The organism is Streptomyces sp. S.PNR 29 (genome assembly GCF_030386795.1).
Taxonomy (GTDB): Bacteria; Actinomycetota; Actinomycetes; order Streptomycetales; family Streptomycetaceae; genus Streptomyces.
On the sequence record NZ_JANUQM010000011.1, the window covers coordinates 203,659 to 225,315 of the forward strand.

The 21,657-nt window shown below is 70.5% G+C and carries 19 protein-coding genes; 15 read left to right on the plus strand and 4 right to left on the minus strand.

Annotated features, from left to right (window positions below; all coding sequences use genetic code 11):
• Positions 1 to 207: 207 nt before the first annotated feature.
• The 12 genes from NW895_RS28085 (at position 208) to larE (ending at position 11,020) form a co-directional block, all read left to right on the plus strand.
• Positions 208 to 645 (plus strand): RbsD/FucU domain-containing protein, encoded by a 438-nt coding sequence (locus NW895_RS28085; RefSeq protein ID WP_289938989.1) that lies wholly within the window; start codon positions 208 to 210, stop codon positions 643 to 645.
• Positions 642 to 1,685 carry an alcohol dehydrogenase catalytic domain-containing protein gene (locus tag NW895_RS28090; protein ID WP_289938990.1) on the plus strand — a complete coding sequence of 348 codons (1,044 nt, stop codon included), beginning with the start codon at positions 642 to 644 and terminating at the stop codon, positions 1,683 to 1,685. Before NW895_RS28085 ends, NW895_RS28090 begins: the two co-directional genes overlap by 4 nt.
• Entirely contained in the window at positions 1,682 to 2,443 is a 762-nt protein-coding gene (locus NW895_RS28095; protein WP_289938991.1) for an SDR family NAD(P)-dependent oxidoreductase, read from the plus strand. The genes NW895_RS28090 and NW895_RS28095 overlap by 4 nt, the downstream gene beginning before the upstream one ends.
• Positions 2,440 to 3,072, plus strand: a complete 633-nt coding sequence (eda, locus tag NW895_RS28100; protein ID WP_289938992.1) for a bifunctional 4-hydroxy-2-oxoglutarate aldolase/2-dehydro-3-deoxy-phosphogluconate aldolase — start codon at positions 2,440 to 2,442, stop codon at positions 3,070 to 3,072. Before NW895_RS28095 ends, eda begins: the two co-directional genes overlap by 4 nt.
• Positions 3,069 to 4,112 carry a sugar kinase gene (locus NW895_RS28105; RefSeq protein ID WP_289938993.1) on the plus strand — a complete coding sequence of 348 codons (1,044 nt, stop codon included), beginning with the start codon at positions 3,069 to 3,071 and terminating at the stop codon, positions 4,110 to 4,112. Before eda ends, NW895_RS28105 begins: the two co-directional genes overlap by 4 nt.
• Positions 4,113 to 4,145: 33 nt before the next feature.
• Positions 4,146 to 5,186, plus strand: a complete 1,041-nt coding sequence (locus NW895_RS28110; protein WP_289938995.1) for an aldo/keto reductase — start codon at positions 4,146 to 4,148, stop codon at positions 5,184 to 5,186.
• Positions 5,149 to 5,871: a FadR/GntR family transcriptional regulator gene (locus tag NW895_RS28115; protein WP_289938996.1), complete on the plus strand. Its 723-nt coding sequence runs from the start codon at positions 5,149 to 5,151 to the stop codon at positions 5,869 to 5,871. The genes NW895_RS28110 and NW895_RS28115 overlap by 38 nt, the downstream gene beginning before the upstream one ends.
• Before the next feature lie 252 nt (positions 5,872 to 6,123).
• Entirely contained in the window at positions 6,124 to 7,017 is an 894-nt protein-coding gene (locus NW895_RS28120; RefSeq protein WP_289938998.1) for an amidohydrolase family protein, read from the plus strand.
• The gene (gene larA, locus NW895_RS28125) at positions 7,014 to 8,294 is read left to right on the plus strand and encodes a nickel-dependent lactate racemase (RefSeq protein WP_289938999.1); all 1,281 of its coding nucleotides are present in this window, start codon (positions 7,014 to 7,016) and stop codon (positions 8,292 to 8,294) included. The genes NW895_RS28120 and larA overlap by 4 nt, the downstream gene beginning before the upstream one ends.
• A complete protein-coding gene (gene larB, locus NW895_RS28130) occupies positions 8,291 to 8,992 on the plus strand; it encodes a nickel pincer cofactor biosynthesis protein LarB (RefSeq protein ID WP_289939000.1) in 702 nt (233 codons plus the stop codon). Before larA ends, larB begins: the two co-directional genes overlap by 4 nt.
• Complete coding sequence (larC, locus tag NW895_RS28135; RefSeq protein ID WP_289939001.1) at positions 8,989 to 10,188, plus strand: nickel pincer cofactor biosynthesis protein LarC; 1,200 nt, start codon at positions 8,989 to 8,991, stop codon at positions 10,186 to 10,188. Before larB ends, larC begins: the two co-directional genes overlap by 4 nt.
• Positions 10,178 to 11,020 (plus strand): ATP-dependent sacrificial sulfur transferase LarE, encoded by an 843-nt coding sequence (gene larE, locus NW895_RS28140; protein WP_289939003.1) that lies wholly within the window; start codon positions 10,178 to 10,180, stop codon positions 11,018 to 11,020. Before larC ends, larE begins: the two co-directional genes overlap by 11 nt.
• An 88-nt stretch (positions 11,021 to 11,108) precedes the next feature.
• Here larE and NW895_RS28145 read toward each other — a convergent pair whose 3' ends face one another.
• Positions 11,109 to 11,477 (minus strand): NAD(P)-binding protein, encoded by a 369-nt coding sequence (locus NW895_RS28145; protein WP_289939004.1) that lies wholly within the window; start codon positions 11,475 to 11,477, stop codon positions 11,109 to 11,111.
• A 238-nt stretch (positions 11,478 to 11,715) separates the two neighbouring features.
• Between NW895_RS28145 and NW895_RS28150 the strand changes: the two genes are divergently transcribed.
• On the plus strand, positions 11,716 to 13,941 hold the full coding sequence (locus NW895_RS28150; protein ID WP_289939005.1) for an MMPL family transporter: 2,226 nt from the start codon (positions 11,716 to 11,718) through the stop codon (positions 13,939 to 13,941).
• A 180-nt stretch (positions 13,942 to 14,121) separates the two neighbouring features.
• Here NW895_RS28150 and NW895_RS28155 read toward each other — a convergent pair whose 3' ends face one another.
• Positions 14,122 to 15,063, minus strand: coding sequence for an expansin EXLX1 family cellulose-binding protein (locus tag NW895_RS28155; protein WP_289939006.1), 942 nt, complete (start codon positions 15,061 to 15,063; stop codon positions 14,122 to 14,124).
• Positions 15,064 to 15,693: 630 nt separating this feature from the next.
• Between NW895_RS28155 and NW895_RS28160 the strand changes: the two genes are divergently transcribed.
• Both NW895_RS28160 and NW895_RS28165 read left to right on the plus strand, forming a co-directional pair.
• Positions 15,694 to 17,460, plus strand: coding sequence for an alpha-L-fucosidase (locus NW895_RS28160; RefSeq protein WP_289939007.1), 1,767 nt, complete (start codon positions 15,694 to 15,696; stop codon positions 17,458 to 17,460).
• Between the two features lie 237 nt (positions 17,461 to 17,697).
• Positions 17,698 to 19,644: an RICIN domain-containing protein gene (locus NW895_RS28165; RefSeq protein WP_289939009.1), complete on the plus strand. Its 1,947-nt coding sequence runs from the start codon at positions 17,698 to 17,700 to the stop codon at positions 19,642 to 19,644.
• A 188-nt stretch (positions 19,645 to 19,832) separates the two neighbouring features.
• Here the strand turns inward: NW895_RS28165 and NW895_RS28170 are convergent, their stop codons facing one another.
• Positions 19,833 to 20,534 carry a FadR/GntR family transcriptional regulator gene (locus NW895_RS28170; RefSeq protein ID WP_289939011.1) on the minus strand — a complete coding sequence of 234 codons (702 nt, stop codon included), beginning with the start codon at positions 20,532 to 20,534 and terminating at the stop codon, positions 19,833 to 19,835.
• Between the two features lie 78 nt (positions 20,535 to 20,612).
• Positions 20,613 to 21,656 carry an ABC transporter permease gene (locus NW895_RS28175; protein ID WP_289939012.1) on the minus strand — a complete coding sequence of 348 codons (1,044 nt, stop codon included), beginning with the start codon at positions 21,654 to 21,656 and terminating at the stop codon, positions 20,613 to 20,615.
• Between the last annotated feature and the right edge of the window lies 1 nt (position 21,657).

The following is a 21,657-nucleotide window of genomic DNA, read 5'->3' on the forward strand; positions in this document are numbered from 1 at the left end:
CGCCTGCTCCTCGCTTCGCGGAGGCCGGCGAGCACCGGCCTCCTCCGGCCTGATCCCCGGCGGCGCACCGCACGTAACCGGTCCCGGAGACGGGCCGCACACCCTCTAGGTGCCGGCCGACTGTTCGTCGGCGAGTGCCAGGCAGCGCTCTCCGCTACGGCGACCGCCTTTCACCGACCGCCCCGACAAGAAGGACGAGGACACCTCGTGCTCCTGACCGAACTTCTGCACCCTGGCATCCTCGAATCCCTGGCCGGAGCCGGCCACGGCGCCCGCGTGCTGCTCGCCGACGGCCACTACCCGGCGAGCACCGCCACCGGCGAGCGTGCCAGAACCGTCCACCTCAACCTGGCCCCCGGCCTGCTGGACGTCACCACCGTCCTCGACGTCCTGCTGCGCGCCCTGCCCGTCGAGGCGGCGCACGTCATGGTGCCGCCCGAGGGCGAACCGGAGCCGCCCGCCATCGCCGAGTACCGCTCCATGCTTGCGCCCGTCCCGGTCGACACGCTGGGGCGCTTCGAGTTCTACGACGCCGCCCGCTCGCCCGACCTGGCACTCGCGGTCGTCACCGCCGACACCCGCACCTACGCCAACCTGCTGCTGACCATCGGCGTCCGCGCTGAAGGGACCCTGACGACACGATGACACTCGCCGTCCGTTACATCTCCGCCCGCACCCTCGACACGGCTGCCGCGGAGCCTTCCTCTCCCGGACCCGGTGAGGTGGAGCTGGCTCCCGCGTACGTCGGCATCTGCGGCACCGACCTGCACATCTTCCACGGCGACATGGACGCCCGGGTCGCCGCGCCCGCCGTCCTGGGACACGAGATGGCCGGCCGCGTCCTACGCGTCGGCCCGGGCGTCGAGGGCTGGCAGCCGGGCGACGCGGTCACCGTGATGCCGCTGCGCTGGGACGACACCTGCCTGGCCTGCCGCAACGGCCACCAGCACATCTGCCAGCACCTGGACTTCATCGGCATCGACTCCCCGGGCGCGATGCAGCAGCGCTGGAAGGTGCCCGCCTCGACGCTCATCCGGTTGCCCGGCTCCCTTCCCCTGGACCGCGCCGCGCTCGTCGAGCCGACGGCGGTCGCCGTGCACGACGTGGGCCGGGCCCGGGTCGCCGAGGGCGAGAAGGTGGTCGTGGTCGGTGGCGGCCCCGTGGGCGTCCTCATCGCGCTGGTCGCGCGAGCCGCGGGCGCCGAGGTCCGGGTGGTGGAGTTGAGCGCCCACCGTCGGCTGCTCGCCGAGGAGTTGGGACTCACGGCGTGGAACCCGGCCGACGTCGACGTGCCGCGGCTCGTGGAGCAGTGGACCGGGGACGCGGGGGCGGACGTCGCCTTCGAGGTGTCCGGTGCGGCGGCCGGCGTGGACACGGCGGTCGACGTGCTGGGCGTGCGGGGCCGCCTGTGTCTTGTGGCCATCCACTCCCGGCCCCGCGAGGTGAACCTGCATCGCTTCTTCTGGCGCGAACTCACGCTCGTGGGCGCCCGGTTGTACGACCGCTCCGACTTCGAGAAGGCGGTGACCCTGGTCGCCGACGGCACCATCCCGGCCGAGCGGCTGATCAGCAAGGTCGTGCCGCTCACGCAGGCACCCGCCGCGTTCGAGGCGCTGGAGGGCGGCGGCGACGTGATGAAGATCCTCGTGGACTGCACCGACGACGTTCAGGGAGCCGCCGTATGACCGCCTTCGACCTCACCGGAAGGCTCGCCGTCGTCACCGGCGCCCGGCGCGGGATCGGCCGGGCCATGGCCCGCGCGCTCGCCGAGGCCGGGGCCGACGTCATCGGCGTGAGCGCCTCGCTGGAGGAGTCCGGCAGTGCGGTGGAGAAGGACGTCCTCGCCGCCGGCCGCACCTTCGAGGCGATCCGCACCGACTTCGCCGACCCGGAGGCTGTCCGGGCACTGGGCGCGGACCTCGCCGGGCGGGAGCGTCCGGTGGACATCCTGGTCAACAACGCGGGCACCATCCGCCGCGCGCCGGCGGCCGAACATGCCGACGCGGACTGGGAGATGGTCCTCCAGGTCAACCTCAACGCTCAGTTCGCGCTGACCCGGGCCGTCGGCGCGTCGATGGTGGCCCGCGGCCGGGGGAAGGTCATCTTCACGGCCTCCCTCCTCAGCTTCCAGGGCGGTATCACCGTCCCCGGCTACACCGCCGCCAAGCACGGCATCGCCGGTCTCACCAAGGCGCTGGCCAACGAGTGGGCGCCGCACGGCGTCAACGTCAACGCCATCGCCCCGGGGTACATCGCCACCGACAACACCCAGGCCCTCCAGGACGACCCGGTGCGCAGCAAGGCGATCCTGGACCGCATCCCGGCCGCGCGGTGGGGCAGCGCCGACGACCTCGCGGGCGCCACCGTGTTCCTGGCCTCGGACGCGGCAGCGTACGTCCACGGCACGATCCTTCCGGTCGACGGTGGGTGGCTGGGCCGATGAGCGGCGCCGACCTGGCCTCCGTGCTGGCCGGCGCCCGGATCATGCCGGTGCTGACCGTGGCCCACCCGGCCGCCGCCGGCCCGCTGGCCGACGCGCTCACCGCGGGCGGCGCCCGGTGCGCGGAGGTCACCTTCCGCACAGCGGACGCCGAGCTGGTGCTCAAGGAGATGGCAGCCCACGGCGGCCTGGCCGTCGGCGCCGGTACCGTCCTCACCCCGCAGCAGGCGGAGCGCGCGGTGCGGGCCGGGGCCCGGTTCGTCGTGTCACCCGGCTTCGACGCGGAAGTCGTCCGCAGATGCCGTGAGTTGAACGTCGCCGTCGTACCGGGCGTCGCGACCGCCACCGAGCTGATGCGCGCCCTGAAGGCGGGCCTCGACACGGTCAAACTGTTCCCCGCCGAACCGCTCGGCGGAACCAGCACGCTCAAGGCCCTGGCGGCTCCATTCCCTCAAGTGCGCTTCGTCCCGACCGGCGGCATCGGGCCTGCCCAGCTGCCCGGTTACCTCACCCACCCGGCGGTGCTCGCCGTCGGCGGCAGCTGGATGGCCACCACCGACCACCTGGAACGCGGGAGGTACGACGAGGTCCGACGACTGACCGCCGAGGCCGTCGAAAGGAGTACGACATGACGGGCCCAGAGGTGATCGCCCTCGGCGAGGTGATGCTGCGCTTCGACCCGGGCGAGGGGCGCATCCGCACCGCCCGTACCTTCCAGGTGTGGGAGGGCGGCGGCGAGTACAACGTCGTCCGCGGACTGCGGCGCTGCTTCGGCCGACGCACGGCGGTCGTGACCGCGCTCGCCGACAACGCGGTGGGCCGGCTGGTGGAGGACCTGATCCTCCAGGGCGGCGTCGACACCTCGCTGATCCGCTGGGTACCCGACGACGGCATCGGCCGCATCGCCCGCAACGGCCTCAACTTCGTCGAACGCGGTTACGGCATCCGCGGCGCGCTGGGAGTCAGCGACCGCGCGCACACCGCCGTGTCCCAGCTGCGCAAGGGGGATGTCGACTGGGACGCGGTGTTCTCGGCCGGGGTGCGCTGGTTCCACACCGGCGGCATCTTCGCCGGCCTGTCCGACACCACGGTGGACGTCGCGGACGAGGCCATGGCCGCGGCCCGCCGCCACGGCATCACCGTCTCCTACGACCCCAACCACCGACCCAGCCTGTGGGCCGGCCGGGGCGGCGCCGAGGCCGCCCGCGAGGTCGACCTGAGGCTCGCCCGGCACGCCGACGTCGTGGTGGGCGCCCTCGGCCTGGCCGGGACGTACCCGGGACAGACCCGCATCGGGGACGACGAGGTGGCGGACGCGCTCGCCGAGGTGGCCGGCCTGCTGCCCGAGGCGAAAGTACTGGCGACGACCCTGCGCGACGTACCGTCGGCCGGCGTCAACGACTGGTCCTCGGCCGCCTGGTCCACCGACACCGGCTTCGTCGCCGGCCCGCGGATGCCCGGCCTTCAGGTGCTGGACCGCATCGGCTCCGGCGACGGATTCGCCGCCGGCCTGATCCACGGACTGCTGGCCGGGGCCGGCCTGGAGCGGGCCCTCGCCTACGGCACCGCCCACGGCGCGCTCACCATGACCACGCCCGGAGACGTCTCCATGGCCTCGCTCGCCGAGGTCGAGGCGCTCATCGCGGGCGGAACGGCCCACGTCAGACGCTGACCGGCGCGCCACCCCCGTATCCAGGAGCACGTCTTGCACCAGCGGAAGATCCAGAACACGTCCGTCTCCCTCACCGAGCTGGGCTTCGGGGCATCCGTGATCGGCAACCTCTACCGCGTCACCCCGGCCGACGACGCGGCAGCCGCCGTGGACGCGGCCTGGGAAGCCGGCCTGCGGTACTTCGACACCGCACCGCACTACGGCCTCGGCCTCTCCGAACGCCGCCTGGGTGCCGCCCTGCGAGGCCGCCCGCGCGACGAGTACGTCATCTCCTCCAAGGTGGGCAGGCTGCTGGTGCCCAACGAGGAGCCGCGCGGCGTCGACACCGAGGGCTTCGTCGTACGGGACGACCTGCGCCGGCAGTGGGACTTCAGCCGGGACGGCGTGCTCCGCTCCATCGAGGACACGCTGGCGCGCACTGGCCTGGACCGCCTCGACATCGTCTACCTGCACGATCCGGACGACCACTGGCGGCAGGCCGCCGAGGAGGCCATGCCCACCCTCGCCGAGCTGCGCGACCAGGGCGTGATCGGCGCGATCGGTGCCGGCATGAACCAGTCGGCGATGCTCGCCCGCTTTCTGCGCGAGACGGCCGCCGACGTGGTGATGCTGGCCGGGCGCTACACCCTCCTGGACCAGTCGGCGCTGGACGACGTCCTGCCCGCCGCTCGGGAACTGGACAAGAGCGTGGTGGCGGTGGGCGTGTTCAACTCGGGCCTGCTCTCCCTCGACCGGCCCGCCGAGGGCATGAAGTACGACTACCGGGACGCCCCGCCGGAGCTCGTCGCGCGGGCGCTGGCGATCGCCGAGGTGTGCGCGGCGCACGGGACCACCCTGCCCGCCGCCGCGATCGCCTTCCCGTACACGCATCCCAGTATCCTCAACGTCACCCTCGGCATGCGGACTGCGGAACAGGTCGTACGGAACGTGGAACTCCATGATCAGCGCGTCCCGGACGGCCTCTGGGACGATCTGAGCGCGCAGGGGCTGATCAGGTCGGACGTGCTCGTCGGGCGCGGTGAGGGAGGGGTGCGCGGTGTCTTTGACGGACAAGGCCATCGAACAGATCCGTGAGCTGATCCGGACCGGCGCGCTGCCGCCGGGCTCCAAGCTCCCGCCGGAGCCGGACCTGGCCGCCCAACTGGGCCTGTCCCGCAACCTCGCCCGCGAAGCGGTCAAGGCGCTGGCCGTCGCCCGCGTCCTGGAGGTCCGGCGGGGCGACGGCACGTATGTGACCAGCCTCCAGCCGAGCCTGCTGTTGGAGGGGCTCGGCGGTGCGGTGGAGCTGCTCCAGGGTGACTCGGTCGCCTTGCAGGACCTCATGGAGGTACGCCGACTCCTCGAACCGATGGCCACGGCCCTTGCCGCCACCCGGATCTCCGACGAGCAACTGGCCGAGGTGAAGCGGCACTTGGACGCCATGCGCGAGGCCCGCGACGACGTGGAACAGCTCAACGCCCATGACGCCGCGTTCCACCGCGCCGTCGTCTCGGCCACGGGCAACGAGACCCTCCTCACCCTCCTGGAAGGGATCTCCGGCCGCACCCTGCGCGCCCGCATCTGGCGCGGTCTGATCGACGACAAGGCCGCGGGCCGCACCCTCGCCGAACACGAGGCGATCTTCAACGCGCTGTCCGCCCGTGACGCCGCCCTCGGTCAGGCCGCCGCGCTGCTGCATGTGAGCAACACCGAGCAGTGGCTGAGGGAACACCTGCGCTCCGGCGAACCCTTGCCCTCCGGGGCGACCGCGCGGACGTGACGGACGGGCGTCGCCCGGCACCAACCACCCAGCACACAGACCTGGGATGTATTCACAGATTTCGCAGGGTCGACTTGCGTGTGCTCTCAAGAAACCGCTCTACTTCTTCCCCAGTCATGGGATGTATTGCTACTCTGCCACCGCCTGGGCGATGAGCAGCGAGCAGCGACGCACAGTCAGCCGAGCCTCTGAAGATCCGGTGGTGCCGGTCACTGTCCGCATCGGATCGCACGACCACCAACCGGAAAGACCATGACCAGGATCGACGCACATCACCACACCTGGCGGCCGATGTCCGCCTCCCGCGCGGTGGCGGACATCGGCCCACGCCGCCGCGCGCACCCCTGGCTCGACAAGCCGGACATGGCCCCGCTACGGCGGGACTTCACCCTGGTGGACCTGGCACAGGAGGCCGCGGCGGTGGGGATCGACCGCACGATCCTGGTCCAGGTTCTGCCGGAGACCGACGAGACCGCGGAGTTCCTGACCCTGGCCGAGAGGACCGATCTGGTGGCAGGTGTCGTCGGCTGGGCCGACCTGACCTCCAACCGCCTCTCCGACACGCTGTCCGCGCTTCGGGCAGCGCCCGGCGGCGAACTCCTGGTGGGACTGCGCCACCTGGTCCAGAGCGAACCTGATCCCGACTGGCTGACCCGGCCCGACGTACACCGGGGCCTGCGCGCCGTCGCGACCGCGGGCCTCACCTACGACCTGCTCACCCTTCCGCACCAACTGCCCGCCGCCATCGCCACCGCACGAGCGCTGCCGGAACTGACGTTCGTCCTCGATCACCTGTCCAAACCCCCCATCGCCCGGGGAGAACTCCAGCCGTGGGCGTCGCTGATCCGTCAACTGGCGGCGCAGCCCAACGTGTTCTGCAAGCTGTCCGGCATGGTCACCGAGGCACAGTGGGACCACTGGAGCGCCGCCACGCTGCGGCCCTACGCCGACGTGGTGCTGGACGCCTTCGGCCCGGAGCGGGTGATGTTCGGCTCGGACTGGCCGGTGTGCCTGCTGGCCGCCTCGTACGAGGAGGTCGTTGCCGCCGCCGAGGAGCTGACCGGTGGCCTCACCGAAGCCGAGCGCTGCGAAATCTTCGGCGGTACGGCGACCCGCGCCTACCGACTGAGGAGGGAAGACCTGTGAAAGTGCGTCTTGCCTACGGGCGTTCGGGGCTCGATATCGACGTGGACCCGGGCGCGGCGACCGTTCTCCTGCCGGTCCACCATGAGGCAGCCGCGGACCAGACGGCCGTACTGCGCTCGGCGCTGCACAACCCCGTCGCCGGGCCACCCTTGCGTGAACGCGTACGCCCGGGCCAGACGGTGGCCATCTTGGCCTGCGACGGCACCCGCCCGCAGCCGCGCCATCTGATGATTCCGGCCGTCCTCGACGAGCTCGACGGGATCGTACGGTGGGAGGACGTGGTCATCCTGGTCGCCACCGGCACCCACCGCGGCAACAGCGAGGCCGAGCTGCGCCAGATGTTCGGCGACGAGATCGTGGACCGCGTGCGGATCGTCAACCATGACGCCCGCGACCCGGGACAGCTGACCTGGATGGGCAGGTACGGCGACGACGTGCCGGTGTGGCTCAACCGTGCGTGGGCCGAGGCGGACGTCCGGATCACCACCGGCTTCGTCGAGCCGCACTTCTTCGCCGGCTTCTCCGGCGGCCCCAAACTCGTCGCCCCCGGCCTCGCCGCGCTGGAGACCGTCCTCGTGCTGCACGACGCGGCACGCATCGGCGACCCGCGCGCCACCTGGGGCATCACCTACGGCAACCCGGTCCACGACGACGTACGCGCGATCGCCGAGGCCACCGGAGTCACCTTCGCACTGGACGTGGTCCTCAACCGGGACAAGGACATCGTGGCCGCGTTCGGCGGGGACCTGCTGCCCATGCACGCCGCCGCCACCGCCGCGGCCAAGCGGATGGCCATGCGCCCGGTCGAGGCGCCCTTCGACGTGGTCGTCACCACCAACTCGGGCTTCCCGCTGGACCAGAACCTCTACCAGGCCGTCAAGGGAATGTCCGCCGCCCACCAGGTGGTCCGCCCGGGCGGCACCATCGTCTGCGCCGCCGAGTGCCGCGACGGCTTCCCGGACCACGGTTCCTACCGGGAGGTGCTGGCCTCCGCGCCCTCCCCGCAAGCGCTGTTCGACGACATCAGCGCCCGCGGCGAGACCGTCCCCGACCAGTGGCAGGTGCAGATACAGGCCCGGATCCAGTCGAGCTGCCGGGTCGTGATGCACACCGGCTTCCTCAGCGACGCCGAACTGGCCACCGCGCACCTGGAACAGACCGGCGACATCTCCGCCACCGTCGCCGAGGCACTCGCCGCCGCCGGCCCAGGAGCCCGGGTCTGCGTCCTGCCCGAAGGCCCGCAGACCATTCCCTACCTCAAGGGGGCCCGGGCATGAGCGGGGTGCTGAACCTCGGGTACGCCCGACTGGACCTGGACCGTGAGGCACGCCAGGGACTGCCCGAGGTCGTCTACGGGCCCGGCAAGACGGTGGAGCACATCTCCGGCATCGTCACCCGCCTGCTGGAGCACAACACCGGTCCGGTCCTCGTCACCCGCGTCGCGCCGGAGGCCGCCGAGGCCGTACTGGCTCAGCTGGACACGGGGGGCGGCGGCACCGGAACCTACGACGAGGAGGCCCGGCTGCTGCTCTGGCGGCAGGCCGCCACCGGTGACTTCTCCGTCACGGTGGTCTCCGCGGGTACGTCCGACCGCCCGGTCGCCGCGGAAGCGGTCGCCGTGGCCTCGGCGGTCGGTCTGAGGACGACGAGCATCCACGACGTGGGGGTGGCGGGACTGGACCGTGTCCTCCAGGTGCGCGAGCAGCTCCAGGCCGCCGACGCGGTCGTCGTGGTGGCCGGCATGGAAGGCGCGCTCGCCAGCGTGGTCGGCGGGCTGGTGCGCTCACCGGTCGTCGCCGTCCCCGTCTCGACGGGGTACGGCGCCTCCCTGGAGGGCGTCACCGCTCTGCTCGCCATGCACGCGTCCTGCGCGGCCGGGGTGACGGTGGTCAACATCGACTCCGGTTTCTCGGCCGCCATGGCCGTCCATCGCATCGCCCAGTGCCGCACGCGTTCTGGTGGAGGTGCCGGATGATCTGCTGGATCAACCCGTTCACCGGACTGGCCGGGGACATGCTGCTGGGCGCCCTGATCGACGCCGGGGCGCCGCTCGACCGGATCCGGGCCGCGATCGCCGCCACCGGACTGACCGGCTGGGAACTGACCGCCGAGCGCGTCACCGACCACCAACTGGCCGCCACCCGCGTGCACGTGCGGGTCACCGACCCGTGCGCCGAGCGGCGGGCCGCCGAAGTGGTCGAACTGGTCTCACGGGCCACACCGGAACCCGTGGCAGCCCTCGCGGTGGCCGCCGTGACCGCGGTCGCGGAGGCGGAGGGCAGGCTGCACGACGCCGACGCCGCCACCGTCCATCTGCACGAACTCGGCGGCCACGACACGCTCGTGGACATCGTCGGCACCGCTGCCGCGCTGCACGCCCTGGGGGTCACCGACGTCGTCTGCGCACCGCTGCCACTCGGCCGGGGCCGGGTGAACTCCGCGCACGGCGTGCTGCCCTGCCCGGCACCGGCGACCCTCGCCCTGCTGGCCGGGGCAGCCGTCGTCGGCAGTGATCTGCCCGGAGAGACGGTGACCCCCACTGGCGCGGCACTGCTGCGCGCCGCAGGCACACGGTACGGACCGCCCCCGCCCATGACCCTGGGCCCTACCGGCTACGGGGCGGGCACCCGCCGTCTGCCGGACCGGCCCAACGTCACGGCGGTGACGCTCGCAACCCCCGTACCCCACAGGGCAGTCGGCGAGGAGGCCGAGGACGTCGTCGTCCTGGAGACCAACCTCGACGACGTCACCGGCGAGGTTCTCGGACACACCCTCGCGCAGGCCCTCGCGTCCGGGGCCCTCGACGCCTGGGTCACCCCGGCCGTCATGAAGAAGGGCCGCCCGGCGCACGTGCTGCACGTCCTGACCACCCCGCACGACGAGACCCGGCTGCGCGACCTCGTCCTCGCCGAGACGGGCAGCCTCGGCATCCGCCGCACGGCCGCCACCCGCACCGCCCTGCCCCGCACCTTCGAAACCGTGGACGTCGACGGCCACCAGATACGGATCAAGCACGGCCCGCACGGCGCCAAGCCCGAACACGACGACCTGGTCACCGCAGCCACCCGGCTCGGCCTGCCGCTGCGGGCCGTGGCCGCCCGCGCGCTCCACGAGAGCACCCGGGCGCCGACCCGACGGCCCAGCTCTGAAGGAAACAACCGTGAACGATGACACCTCCGCCCTCGCGCACCGGCTGCTGGTGCGCCTCGAGGAGATCGGCCCGGTCGCCGTCGCGTTCTCGGGCGGAGCGGACTCCGCGCTCGTCCTTGCCGCCGCGGTACGCGCCCTCGGTCCGGCACGCGTCCTGGCCGTCACCGCCCTGTCGGAGAGCCTGGCCTCCGGGGAGCAGGCCCGCGCCCACCGCTTCGCCACGGATCTGGGCGTCGTCCACCTCACCCCGCGCACCAACGAACTCACCCGCCCCGGCTACCGGGCCAACGGCCCTGATCGGTGCTACTTCTGCAAGTCCGAGGTCCTGGACGCGATCGCCGCACTCGCCCGCGGCCACGGCTTCGAGAACGTGGCCACCGGCACCAACGCGGACGACGCCCTGGATCCGCACCGACCGGGCATCCGCGCCGGACACGAGCGAGGCGTCCACACCCCGCTCCTGGACACCCGCCTGAGCAAAGCCGACGTACGTCGCCTCAGCCGGCACTGGTCGCTGCCGACGTGGAACAAACCCGCCACACCGTGCCTGGCCAGCCGTATCCGCTACGGCATCGAGGTCACCCCGCACCGCCTGGCCCGCGTCGATCGCGCCGAGTCCGCGCTGCGCGCGCTTCTGGCCGCGCACGGGATCACGGTGGGCGATCTCAGGGTCCGCGACCTGGGCGACACCGTCCGCGTCGAGGTGGACGCTCCGCTCGCCGACCGCGTGTCCGCGCTGCCCGGCCTCCGGCGGACACTGACGGAGGCCGGATTCGGTGAGATGCCCCAAAGGGTCGAACCCTTCCGGTCCGGACGGCTCAACTCCGAAACCACGGCGCACACGGAGCGCTGACGTCGTCCGGCTCATGAAACCGATGGAGCCGGTCGGTCGGCCCGTCGCATGGATTTCGCCCTGCCCGTTGGCGGGCGTGGGGACATCGTCAGCTCGGTGAGCAGCCGGTGCGTCGCGGGGCTCTTCCCGCCGCGCTGGGCCGCAGTGCCTCGGGGAGCGGGGCGATCGTGTCCTCGACGCTCGCGTCCCCGGGTGTGGCCGCGCGACTCGGCAATACGAAACAGGTCGCTGATACGAAACAGGTCGCTCGAGAAGGCCTCGGCGGCCGGTGGTTGAGCTGGTTGAGCTGTCCGAACGGATCAGGTCGTCGAGTTCGGCCACGAGGGTGTGGGTGCCGGCGCGCATCCCGCCTCCTTGATGCGCTCCCCCGATCGCGGGCTTCCAGGACGGCCAGGGACCTGCCCGCCGCGACGACCACCCGCGCCGCCGTCAGACCGGCCGGCCCCGCACCGATCACGACGACATTCGCGCTGGGCTCGCGGGCGAGTGATCATGTGAGGCAAGTGACTTGTGCAGTCGACTTGAGCGAGTGATAAAGTCGATTGCACGGAGCGGCGGTGCGGGTCGGCGTGCGGCGCTGCACCCTCCGTTCCCCCAATCGCTCGGCTGCCGGAGCCGAGCCGCCCACTGCTCGTCCGGCGCCCATGTCGAGGCGTCCAGGAATCCCTTCCCTTCACCGACTTTGGGAGTTCGTCATGGCTGTCCTGCTCCACCGGCTGGGCCGAAGTGCCTACCGCCACCGCAAGCTGGTGCTCGGCATCTGGCTCGTGGTCCTGGCCGCGCTCATCACCTGCGTCGGTGTCTTCGGCGGCAAGCTGGACGACCGCTTCACCGTGCCGGGGACCGAATCGCAGCGGGCCCTGGACACGCTCGGCAGGACGTTGCCCGAGGCGTCAGGAGCCGCCGCCCAGATCGTCTTCACCGCCCCCGAGGGCCACCGTGTCACCGAGGCCGCCTATACGGCGGCCATCACCGGAGCCGAGGCGGCGGCCGCGAAGGTGCCCCAGGTCAGCGCCGTCATAGGCCCGACCACCTCCGGCGCCGTCTCGGCCGACCGGACCACCGCGATCGTGCAGGTGCAGTACTCGGTGCAGCAGCCCGAGGTGCGGGCCTCGTCCCTGGACGCGATAGAACAGGTGGCCAAGGCGGCCGAGAAGAAGAACCTTAAGACCTTCGTGGGCGGCAGCGTCTACGGCAGCAAGGGCGTTCACATCGGCCCGTCCGAGATCATCGGTGTCGCGGTCGCCCTGCTCGTCCTCGTCGTCACGTTCGGCTCACTGCTCGCCGCGGGCATGTCGCTGCTGCCCGCCCTGCTCGGCGTGGCGGTGGGACTGACCGGGCTGCTGGCCCTGGCCCCGGCGGTCAGCGTCTCCTCCACGGCCGTCACGCTCGCGCTGATGCTCGGTCTGGCGGTGGGCATCGACTACGTCCTGTTCATCCTCTCCCGCCACCGCCAGCAACTCGCCCGCGGAGCCGACCCACAGGAATCCATCGCGCTGGCCAACGGCACGGCCGGCAGCGCGGTCGTCTTCGCCGGCAGCACCGTGATCATCGCCCTCGCCGCACTCAGTGTCATCGGCATCCCGTTCCTGACCACGATGGGCCTGGGCGCCGCCGGCGCCGTCCTCATCGCCGTCCTGGCCGCGATCACGCTGCTTCCGGCTCTCGCCGGATTCCTCGGCGCCCGGCTGACCCCCAAGCCCGGCAGCAAGGCGGCCCGGCGGGCCGTCGACTCCGGCGAATCCGCGGGAAGGGCCGCTTTGGGCACCCGCTGGGTGAAGTCGGTCGTCGCCAAGCCCCTGCTGACCGTTCTGGCCGTCGCGGGCATCCTGGTGACGCTCGCCCTCCCGGCGGCGGACCTGCGTCTCGCCCTGCCGGACAACGGCTCGGCCCCGGTGAGTTCCACCGAGCGCAAGGCGTACGACGTGGTCGGCGACAAGTTCGGCCCCGGCTTCAACGGCCCGCTCCTGGTGCTGACCGAAACCCACACCGGGCCCGGTGCGCAGGCGGGCACTCAGGCCGCGCAGAAGCTGCGGGACCTCAAGGGTGTCAAAGCGGTGCTGCCCCCCGTGCCCACACGTGATCCCGCGCAGACCGTCATCCAGGTCATCCCCGAGACCGGTCCCGACAGCGCCCGCACCGACCGCCTAGTCCGCGACATACGGGCCGCGGCCCCGGACATCCGCGAGACGACCGGAGCGAAGGTCGCGGTCACCGGTACCACCGCCGTCAACATCGACGTCTCCAACCGGCTCAGCGACTCCCTGCTGCCGTTCATGGCGATCGTCGTCGGGCTGAGCCTGATCCTGCTGACCATGGTGTTCCGCTCGCTGCTGATCCCGCTCAAGGCCGCCGTCGGATTCCTGCTGTCGGTCGGCGCCGCGCTCGGCACGGTCGTCGCTCTGTTCCAGTGGGGCTGGCTGGCGGACGCCTTCGGCCTGGACCACACCGGTCCGGTCGTCAGCTTCCTGCCGATCATCCTGGTCGGCGTGCTGTTCGGACTCGCCATGGACTACGAGGTGTTCCTCGTCTCCGGGATGCGGGAGGAGTGGGTCCACACCGGCGTCGCCCGCGGATCGGTGATCGACGGCGCGCGGCACAGCGTACGGGTCGTCACCGCGGCCGCCCTGATCATGTTCACCGTCTTCGCCGGGTTCTTCCCCCTCGACGACGCCCTGATCAAGCCCATCGCCTTCGCGCTGGCCGTCGGCGTGGCCATCGACGCCTTCGCCGTCCGCATGACCCTGGTCCCTGCCGTCCTCGCCCTCGCCGGACGACACGCCTGGTGGCTGCCCGCCTGGCTCGACCGCGTCCTGCCCGACCTCGACGTCGAGGGCACACGCCTGCAGAAGGCCGTATCGAAGCCCAGCGAGCCCGCCTCGGAACCCGAGCCCGCCTCGGAACCGGAGCCGGTGTCCTGAGCCGGGGCGCATCCCGGCCAAGCGGGCGGCTGCACAGCGACGCTGTGCAGCCGCCCCTTACGCCGTGCGGCGCGTGCGTCGTCACGGGTCCGCAGCGGCCGGCTGCCGGTGCGGCGGCCGGCCGTCCATGCCATCAGGACGTCGAGGGAAACCGACGGTGGCTCCGGGCGGGCGGTGGGCTCAGTGCTGGGCGAACTGGACCTGAGTAGGTTGGACGACGTTCGGCCGCACCGTGAGTCCGGTGATGGTCACCCGTTCGCCGTAGATGTCGGTGAGTCTGATCGCACCGCCGCACCCGCTGCCGTCGGCGGAGATGAAGTAGTTGTAGGCGGTGCGGGGCAGTTGCCGCCAGCCGCCCGCGGTGCGGACCTCCAGCCCGGTGACCGGATTCCTGTGGTTGATCGCCTGGATGGCGCACCAATACTGGCTGGACCCGGTCTTGTACCTGATGGAGATCGTGCCGACCGTGCTCGGGCTGACCAGGCTCCAGGTGATGGGGAGTCGGCCGAGCTTCAGGTCGGCGAGTTTGGCGAAAGCCTGTTCACTGAGGTCGATCTGCCCGGGGGCGCAGGGCAGGGGGCATTCGTTGGTGATCCGTACCGTGACGGACTTGCCGTTGGCCGCCCGGACGAGCACGTACGCGCCGCACGCCCTGGACGTCTCGTAGTCGGTGGTGTTCATCGCCGCGATCATCATGTCGTCGCTCGGGCCGAACAGACAGGCGCCGTCTCCGACACCGGCCTTGTAGGCGGTGGCGACGCCCTGGTAGGTCGCGCCGGGCTTGATCCGTCCTGCTGACGGAATCGTTGTGGACGCCTCTCGCCGGGGCTGAGAGGTGTCTTTGGGCGACGGCGCTGCTGTCGTCGTGGTCGCGGAAGCCTTAGGGCTGGGGGAACCGGTCGGGCTCGCCGTCGCGCTCGGGGTGCTGGTCTGGGTGGCTGTGGCGGTGGCGGCCTTCTTGTGGGGGGTAGCCGCGGCAGGTTTTGCATCCGCGGTGCGGTCGGGTGAGGACCACATGAGCAGGTAGGCGAGAACGCTCACGGCGGTCAGCGCCACCGTGGCGCCTAGGATGAGCCTGCGTCTGTTTCTGCGCTGCCGCGCGGCCTGCCTTGGAGTGTTCATTTCTGTCCGTTTCGGGAAGATCGAGCCGGTGGTGCACTACTCAGTAACCGCGGGAAGCGAAAAGGTTGCCGACGTTTTCTCGGGGTCCACGCGTCGACCCGGCTCGGACGCAGCGCCCTCGGACGGTGCGGTCGGCACCAGCCGGTCATCCGTAACCCACGGACAATGACCAGCTCGACGCCCGCTACATCGGGTCTGCCGAGGACCGACCGCGCTCGTTGCGCGTGCTTGGCAGCGGGCTCCTTGCAGATCCGCACGTCTGATCCGCCCGCCGGGACGGTCACGCAGCCCGTCGGTCGACATCACGTCACAGCAGGTCGCTCGCACCCCTTACATCGGATGCTTCGCATGGGACTTGGAGCGGCTCTCGTCCGATGATGCCATCTTCACTTGGCAATTTGTTCGTAACGCTGGACACGCTACGGCGTCATGGCCCTTAATACATCCGATGTCAGTCGAGGGAGTCGGCGGTACGACGACTCTCTGCCGCTCCCCGGGCCTGGCAGCCGAGTTCGTCCTGCCTCTTCAGCTCTCGCCCCCGGCAGTGGCCGCGCCGCTGTCGCCCGAAGTCACATGGGTATCTGGCGCGTTCGCCCCGCCGGTGCCCTTCGACAACCCCGGAGCCGCCCCATGTCCACCTCGCCGCTCAGCAGACGCTCGCTCCTCAAGGCCGCCACCCTCGCGGGAGGAGCCGTCGCCTTCGGGCTTCCGCAGGCCCTGTGGCCCACCACCGCCTCGGCGTACTCGGTCCCCTCGAAACTGGACTGGTGGTACCAGGCCCGGTTCGGGATGTTCATCCACTTCGGGTCCTACTCCTACCTCGGTGACGGTGAATGGGCCTTCAGCGACAAGGGGTGGACCAAGGCCGACTGGCAGAACCATGTGACCAAGCCGTTCAACCCGACCAGCTTCAACGCCGCCCAGATCGCCGAACTGGCCAAGAACGCCGGCATGAAGTACCTCGTGATCACCGCCAAGCATCACGAGGGCTACGCCATGTGGGACTCCGACGTCGCCGGCTTCAAGGACGTCACCGGAACCAAGCAGTACAACCTGCACGACTACAACAACTTCCAGCCCGACCTGCTGGCCCAGTTGAGGACCGAGTGCCTGAACCGGGGCATCAAGTTCGGGCTCTACTACTCGATCATGGACTGGAACCACCCCTCGCAGACCTGCACCCCGAGCAACTACTCCACGTCCATGGCCTCCGCGACGGCCCGCGCCGATTACATCAACGACATGAAGGGTCATCTGCAGGAACTGCTGACCCGCTACGACCCGGCCATCCTGTGGTTCGACGGCGACTGGTGCGACTGGTGGTCCAAGTCCGACGGCCAGGCACTGTACGACTGGCTGATCGCCCGCAAGTCCAGCCTCATCATCAACGAACGTGTCAGGCGGGACCTCGGTCTCGGTGACTACGCGGTCGCGGAGTTCGGTGTTCCCGACGCGCCGATGGACCGGCCGTGGGAAGCCTGCGCCACCATGAACTGGGCCTGGGGGTACAACGATGAGGCGGTGCACTACCGCTCGGTCACGACCCTCGTCCAGGAGATGGTCACGATCGTCTCCCGTGACGGCAACTACCTGCTCAACATCGGTCCCAAGGGCGACGGCAGCGTTACACCGGAGTCCGTGGACCGACTCAACGGCATGGCGTCCTGGATGGCTGTCCACGCCGACAGTGTCCACGGCACCAGCGGCAGCCCCTTCGCCGCCGAACCTTCCTGGGGCAGGATCACCAAGAAGAACGGCAAGCTCTTCGCCCACGTCTTCACCTGGCCCACCGACGGCACGCTCCAGATCCCGGCCGTCCACAACGCCATCAACCGCGTCTATCTGATGAACAACCCCTCGACGTCGCTCTCCTACACCGTCAGCGGCGGCACCATCAACGTCAGCGTGCCGGCCGGCGCGCCCAACGCGCACGACTCGGTGGTCTGCGTCGAGGTCGCCGGCATGCCGGCGGTCCTGGCGAACGGGGTGTACCGGCTGGTGTGCGCCCGCAGCGGCAAGGGGCTCGACAACTCCAACACGACCGCCGAGGGCAGCCAGGTCATCCAGTGGACGCAGCACAGCGGCCCTCAGCAGCAGTGGACGGTCACGAACATGGACCACGGCTACTACAAGCTGGTCAGCGGGCACAGCGGCAAGGCGCTCGACGACAACGACAGCACCACCCCGGGAACGACGATCGTGCAGCGCACCGACAACGGCAGCCACCGGCAGCAGTGGGCCGTCACCGCGCTGGGCAACGGTGAGTTCCGGCTCGTCAACCGGCACAGCGGGCTGGCACTGGACAACGCCAACACCAGTGACGAGGGGAGGCCGGTCCTCCAGTGGACCCCGGGTACCGGGACGCCACAGAGATGGGCCGCGATCAGAATCAGCTGACCGCCCCCACGATCGTCCGTCCCCGGATGCCCGCCCGGGGGCGGATCCACGGTGGCACGACGGCGACCAGGAGACCCGACGTCGAGTGTCGCGCCCTGCCACAGCCATGCCTTCTTCAAGAGCGATACGGGCCGTCTGACGCCCCGCAAGGACACACCCCTGACACCCGGACCGGCGTCGAACGCCGCCTGGGATGTCGTCACCGCAGTCAACATCGTCAACTCACGGAGGAGGGCCATGTCCTCACACGGAATGACTCGCCGTACGTTTATCGGCGCGGCGGGTGCGGCGACCGCCGCGACCGCCCTGCCGATCGTCCCCGGCTTCTCCGGCCTTGTGCCGCAGGCGTCCGCCGCCGACATGCAGACCAACCTGAGCAGGATGGTCGACATGCGGTTCGGCATGTTCAACCACTTCAGCCTGGGCACCTTCACGGACCAGGAGTGGGCGGAACCCAACCAGAGCCCCACCCTCTTCGCTCCCCCGAATGTCAACTGCGGGCAGTGGGCCGACGCGGCGGTCGCCGCGAAGATGAGCTACGGCATCCTGACGACCAAGCACCATGACGGCTTCGCGCTGTGGCCGAGTGCTCATGGCACCCAGAACGTCGCGAACAGCTCCTACAAGCAGGACGTGGTGAAGGCGTACTGCGACGCGTTCCGGTCGAGGGGGCTCAAGGTCGGGTTCTACTACTCGATCTGGGACCGCACCTTCGGCGTCGAGGCATGGGAGAGCCGGCACAAGGTGACCGGGCTCGAGATCACTGACGCCATCCAGCCCGGCGACATGACCTTCATCCTCGGCCAGATCCGCGAACTGTTGACCAACTACGGCGCCATCGACATGTTCATGACCGACGGTTACGCGTGGCAGATGGGTCAGCAGGCCGTCAACTACCAGAGGATCCGTTCGCTGGTGAAGGAGCTGCAGCCGGACTGCGTCATGATCGACATCGGCGGACTGTCCGTGCCCTTCCTCAGCGACGCGATCTTCTTCGAGGAGCCGCTCGGCGTCACGGCGCCCGCGGGTAACACTTACGCCGGAATGCAGGGGCAGACCATCAGCAACGGCTGGTTCTGGCACCCCTCCACGCCGAACGAGAGCCTGATGAGCAAGGACGACATCCTCTCGCACCTGGCCGAGCTGGAACCGAAGTACACCTCGTTCATCCTCAACTGCCCGCCCAACCGCAACGGCCGGCTGGACACCAACATCGTCAACCGGCTCGCGGAGGTCGGCGCGGCCTGGAGCCCCGACACCTCGCGGCAGCCGCTGCCCACCCAGCCCCTGCGCGCCGAACACCCCGTCACACCGGTCAACGCGTACGCCACCGCCTTCCACACCGGCGAGGGGCCGCTCAATGCCATCGACGGACTGAGCGATGTCCGCTACGAAACCTGCTGGTCGACCTGGGGCCTGCCACTACCGCAGTCGATCACCATCGACCTGGGCGGGGTGTGGAGCAACGTCTCCACCCTGGAGTACCTGCCCAAGCAGTGGAGCCGCAACGACTCAACCGACGGCGACATCACCTCGTACACCATCTCCACCAGCACCGACGGCACGAACTTCACCCAGGTCGCCACCGGCACCTGGGCCGGCGACCGTACCCTGAAGCCGGCCGAGTGGCCGGCCAGGAACGTGGGCTTCGTACGGATCAAGGTCAATGCGGCCACCGGCGGTTACGCCAACGTCAGCGGGTTGCGCATCGGCGGCCGCACCGCCAAGCCGGCGCTGGTGTCCACCACGCTGCCCGGCGACGGCACCGTCTACCGGCTCGTCGCCCGGCACAGCGGCAAGGTCGCCGACGTGGAGAGCGGGGGCACCGCGAACAACACCAACGTCCTGCAGTGGCCCTGGCTCAACAAGCCGAACCAGAAGTGGACCTTCGCCAACACCGGCGACGGCTACTACAGGATCAAGGGCGTGGCCAGCGGAAAGCTGATGGAAGTCGGGGGGCTCTCCCGGGCCGACGGCGGCAACGTCAACATCTGGACGGACGCCACCGCCCCCCAGCAGCACTGGGCCGTCACGCCCACCGGCGACGGCTACTACGTCCTCATCAACCGCTACAGCGGGCTCTGCCTCGCTGTCGACGAGGGCAGCACCTCCGACGGAGCCAACATCGAGCAGCAGCCGTACGCGTCGCTGGCACGGCAGCAATGGCAGATCGTCCCCTCGTGATCCTCCGTGGAAGTCCCGCGTCACCCACGGTTGTCGGCGATATGGGTCGTCCCCAGGGGCTGTCGCCCGGCCGCATACAGCTCGGGCGCTCCCGCGGTGCCGTGCCGCGGCATGAGTGACCCGCCGCCGCCCGACCGGCATGGGAGGGGGCGTCGGGCGGCGGCGGGAGCACGGGGGGACGGGCGCGGTCAGCCGGCGAGAGGTTCCTCCGGTGCGTCGTTCAGGCTGGCCGCCAGCCACTGTTCGACGGCGGTGATGTGCACCGTCGCGGCCGAGGCGGCCAGCAGCGCGTCGCGTGCCTGCAGGGCGCCGAGGATCTGCTGGTGGTCCCGGTGCGCGTTGTCCACGGTGCGCCGGGCCTGGGTGCCCCGGACGATGCGTACCCGCTGGGTGCGGGTGGACAGCACGCGCAGCAGCATCGACAGCACCGGGTTGCCGACGGCTTCGACGATCCTCACGTGGAAGGCGATGTCGTGGGCGATGAACTCCTCGACCGTGGCGGCCGACTTGGACCGCTCCAGGATGTCGCCGAGTTCTCGCAGGTCCTCGGAGGTCAGCAGCGCGGCGGCCAGCCCGGTCGCCTGTGGCTCCAGGAGCCTGCGCACCTGGAGCAGTTGCAGGGCGGTCCGTCCCTGGGAGACGTCCGAGGCGAAGGAGAGCGATTCGAGGAGGAGATGGGGCTCCAGGCTGGACACATAGGTGCCGTCCCCCTGCCGCACGGTGAGGATGCGCATCGCGGTGAGCGCACGGACGGCCTCGCGCAGCGAGTTGCGGGACAGGCCCAGCTGCGCGGCGAGCATCTCCTCCTTCGGCAGGCGGGAGCCGGGCGCGAGTTCGCCCGCGACGATCATCGCCTTGATCTTGTCCATCGCCTCGTCGGTGAGTGCCACGTGCGTGCCTTCCTGTGCCGGGGGCGTACGAGCGCCGCTCCGCCACTCGGCACCGGGCCGGGGCGGAGCGGGCGACCGCTACTCCTGCTTCTCGCCGGAGGCGAATCGGGAGATGATCAGGGCGACGATGATGATGGCGCCGTTCAGGAACTGGTTCCACAGCGCCGGTACGCCCGCCAGCGTCATGACGTTGACGACCAGCTGGAGGGTCAGGACACCCGTGAGGGCGCCGAACACGGACCCCTTGCCGCCGTTCAGGCTCACCCCTCCGATGACGGTCGCGGCGAAGACCTGGAAGATCCAGCCGCTGCCCTGGGTGGCGGAGATGGAGCCGTAGTGGCCGCTGTAGAGGATGCCGGCGAACGCGGCGAGCAGGCTGCCGAGGATGAGGACGGCCCACACGATCCGGTCGACGCGGATGCCGGCGGTCCGTGCCGCCTCCGCGTTGCCGCCGATGGCGTACAGCGCCCGGCCGTGCCGCAACCAGGCCAGCGCGCTGCCCCCCGCCGCGAACAGCACCGCGCAGATCCAGATGGCCGCCGGTACGCCGAGCCAGGACGCCTTGCCCAGGTAGGTGAAGGAGGACGGCAGGTCCACGATCGACTGGCCCTCGGAAAGGGCGACTTGGAGTCCGCGCAGCATGGTCAGACCGCCGAGGGTGACGATGAACCCGTTGAGCCGCAGCTTGAGGATGAGGAAGCCGTTCAGGAGGCCGATCGCCACGCCGACCAGGAGGCACAGCGGGACCGCCGTCCACTCGGGGAAGAGCCCGAGCCCGTTGAACCGTCCACCGCTCGTCGGCAGGACGAGCCATACGGCGATGACCGGGGCCACACCGATGGTCGACTCCAGCGACAGGTCCATGCGCCCGCAGATGAGGATGAGCGCGGTGGCCAGGACGAGCAGACTCAGTTCGGTGGACTGCTGCGCCACACCGATGAGGTTGTCGGCGGTGAGGAAGGCCGGCGAGACGATGAAACCGATCAGGCCCAGCACCAGGATGGCCGGGACCAGGGACAGTTCACGGAAACGGCCGAGGTCGAGCCGGTGCCGGGCGGTGTCCGCCGCGGCCTGCTCCGTTGTGCTCGGTGCGGGCTCCGTGACATCTGTGGTGGCGGACATG

Excerpts from the sequence above, each read along its gene's own strand:
- NW895_RS28090 (WP_289938990.1), top strand. The coding sequence starts at position 642 with ATGACACTCGCCGTCCGTTACATCTCCGCCCGCACCCTCGACACGGCT.
- NW895_RS28095 (WP_289938991.1), top strand. The coding sequence starts at position 1,682 with ATGACCGCCTTCGACCTCACCGGAAGGCTCGCCGTCGTCACCGGCGCC.
- eda (WP_289938992.1), top strand. The coding sequence starts at position 2,440 with ATGAGCGGCGCCGACCTGGCCTCCGTGCTGGCCGGCGCCCGGATCATG.
- NW895_RS28105 (WP_289938993.1), top strand. The coding sequence starts at position 3,069 with ATGACGGGCCCAGAGGTGATCGCCCTCGGCGAGGTGATGCTGCGCTTC.
- NW895_RS28120 (WP_289938998.1), top strand. The coding sequence starts at position 6,124 with ATGACCAGGATCGACGCACATCACCACACCTGGCGGCCGATGTCCGCC.
- larB (WP_289939000.1), top strand. The coding sequence starts at position 8,291 with ATGAGCGGGGTGCTGAACCTCGGGTACGCCCGACTGGACCTGGACCGT.
- larC (WP_289939001.1), top strand. The coding sequence starts at position 8,989 with ATGATCTGCTGGATCAACCCGTTCACCGGACTGGCCGGGGACATGCTG.
- NW895_RS28150 (WP_289939005.1), top strand. The coding sequence starts at position 11,716 with ATGGCTGTCCTGCTCCACCGGCTGGGCCGAAGTGCCTACCGCCACCGC.
- NW895_RS28155 (WP_289939006.1), bottom strand. The coding sequence starts at position 15,063 with ATGAACACTCCAAGGCAGGCCGCGCGGCAGCGCAGAAACAGACGCAGG.
- NW895_RS28160 (WP_289939007.1), top strand. The coding sequence starts at position 15,694 with ATGTCCACCTCGCCGCTCAGCAGACGCTCGCTCCTCAAGGCCGCCACC.
- NW895_RS28165 (WP_289939009.1), top strand. The coding sequence starts at position 17,698 with ATGTCCTCACACGGAATGACTCGCCGTACGTTTATCGGCGCGGCGGGT.
- NW895_RS28175 (WP_289939012.1), bottom strand. The coding sequence starts at position 21,656 with ATGTCCGCCACCACAGATGTCACGGAGCCCGCACCGAGCACAACGGAG.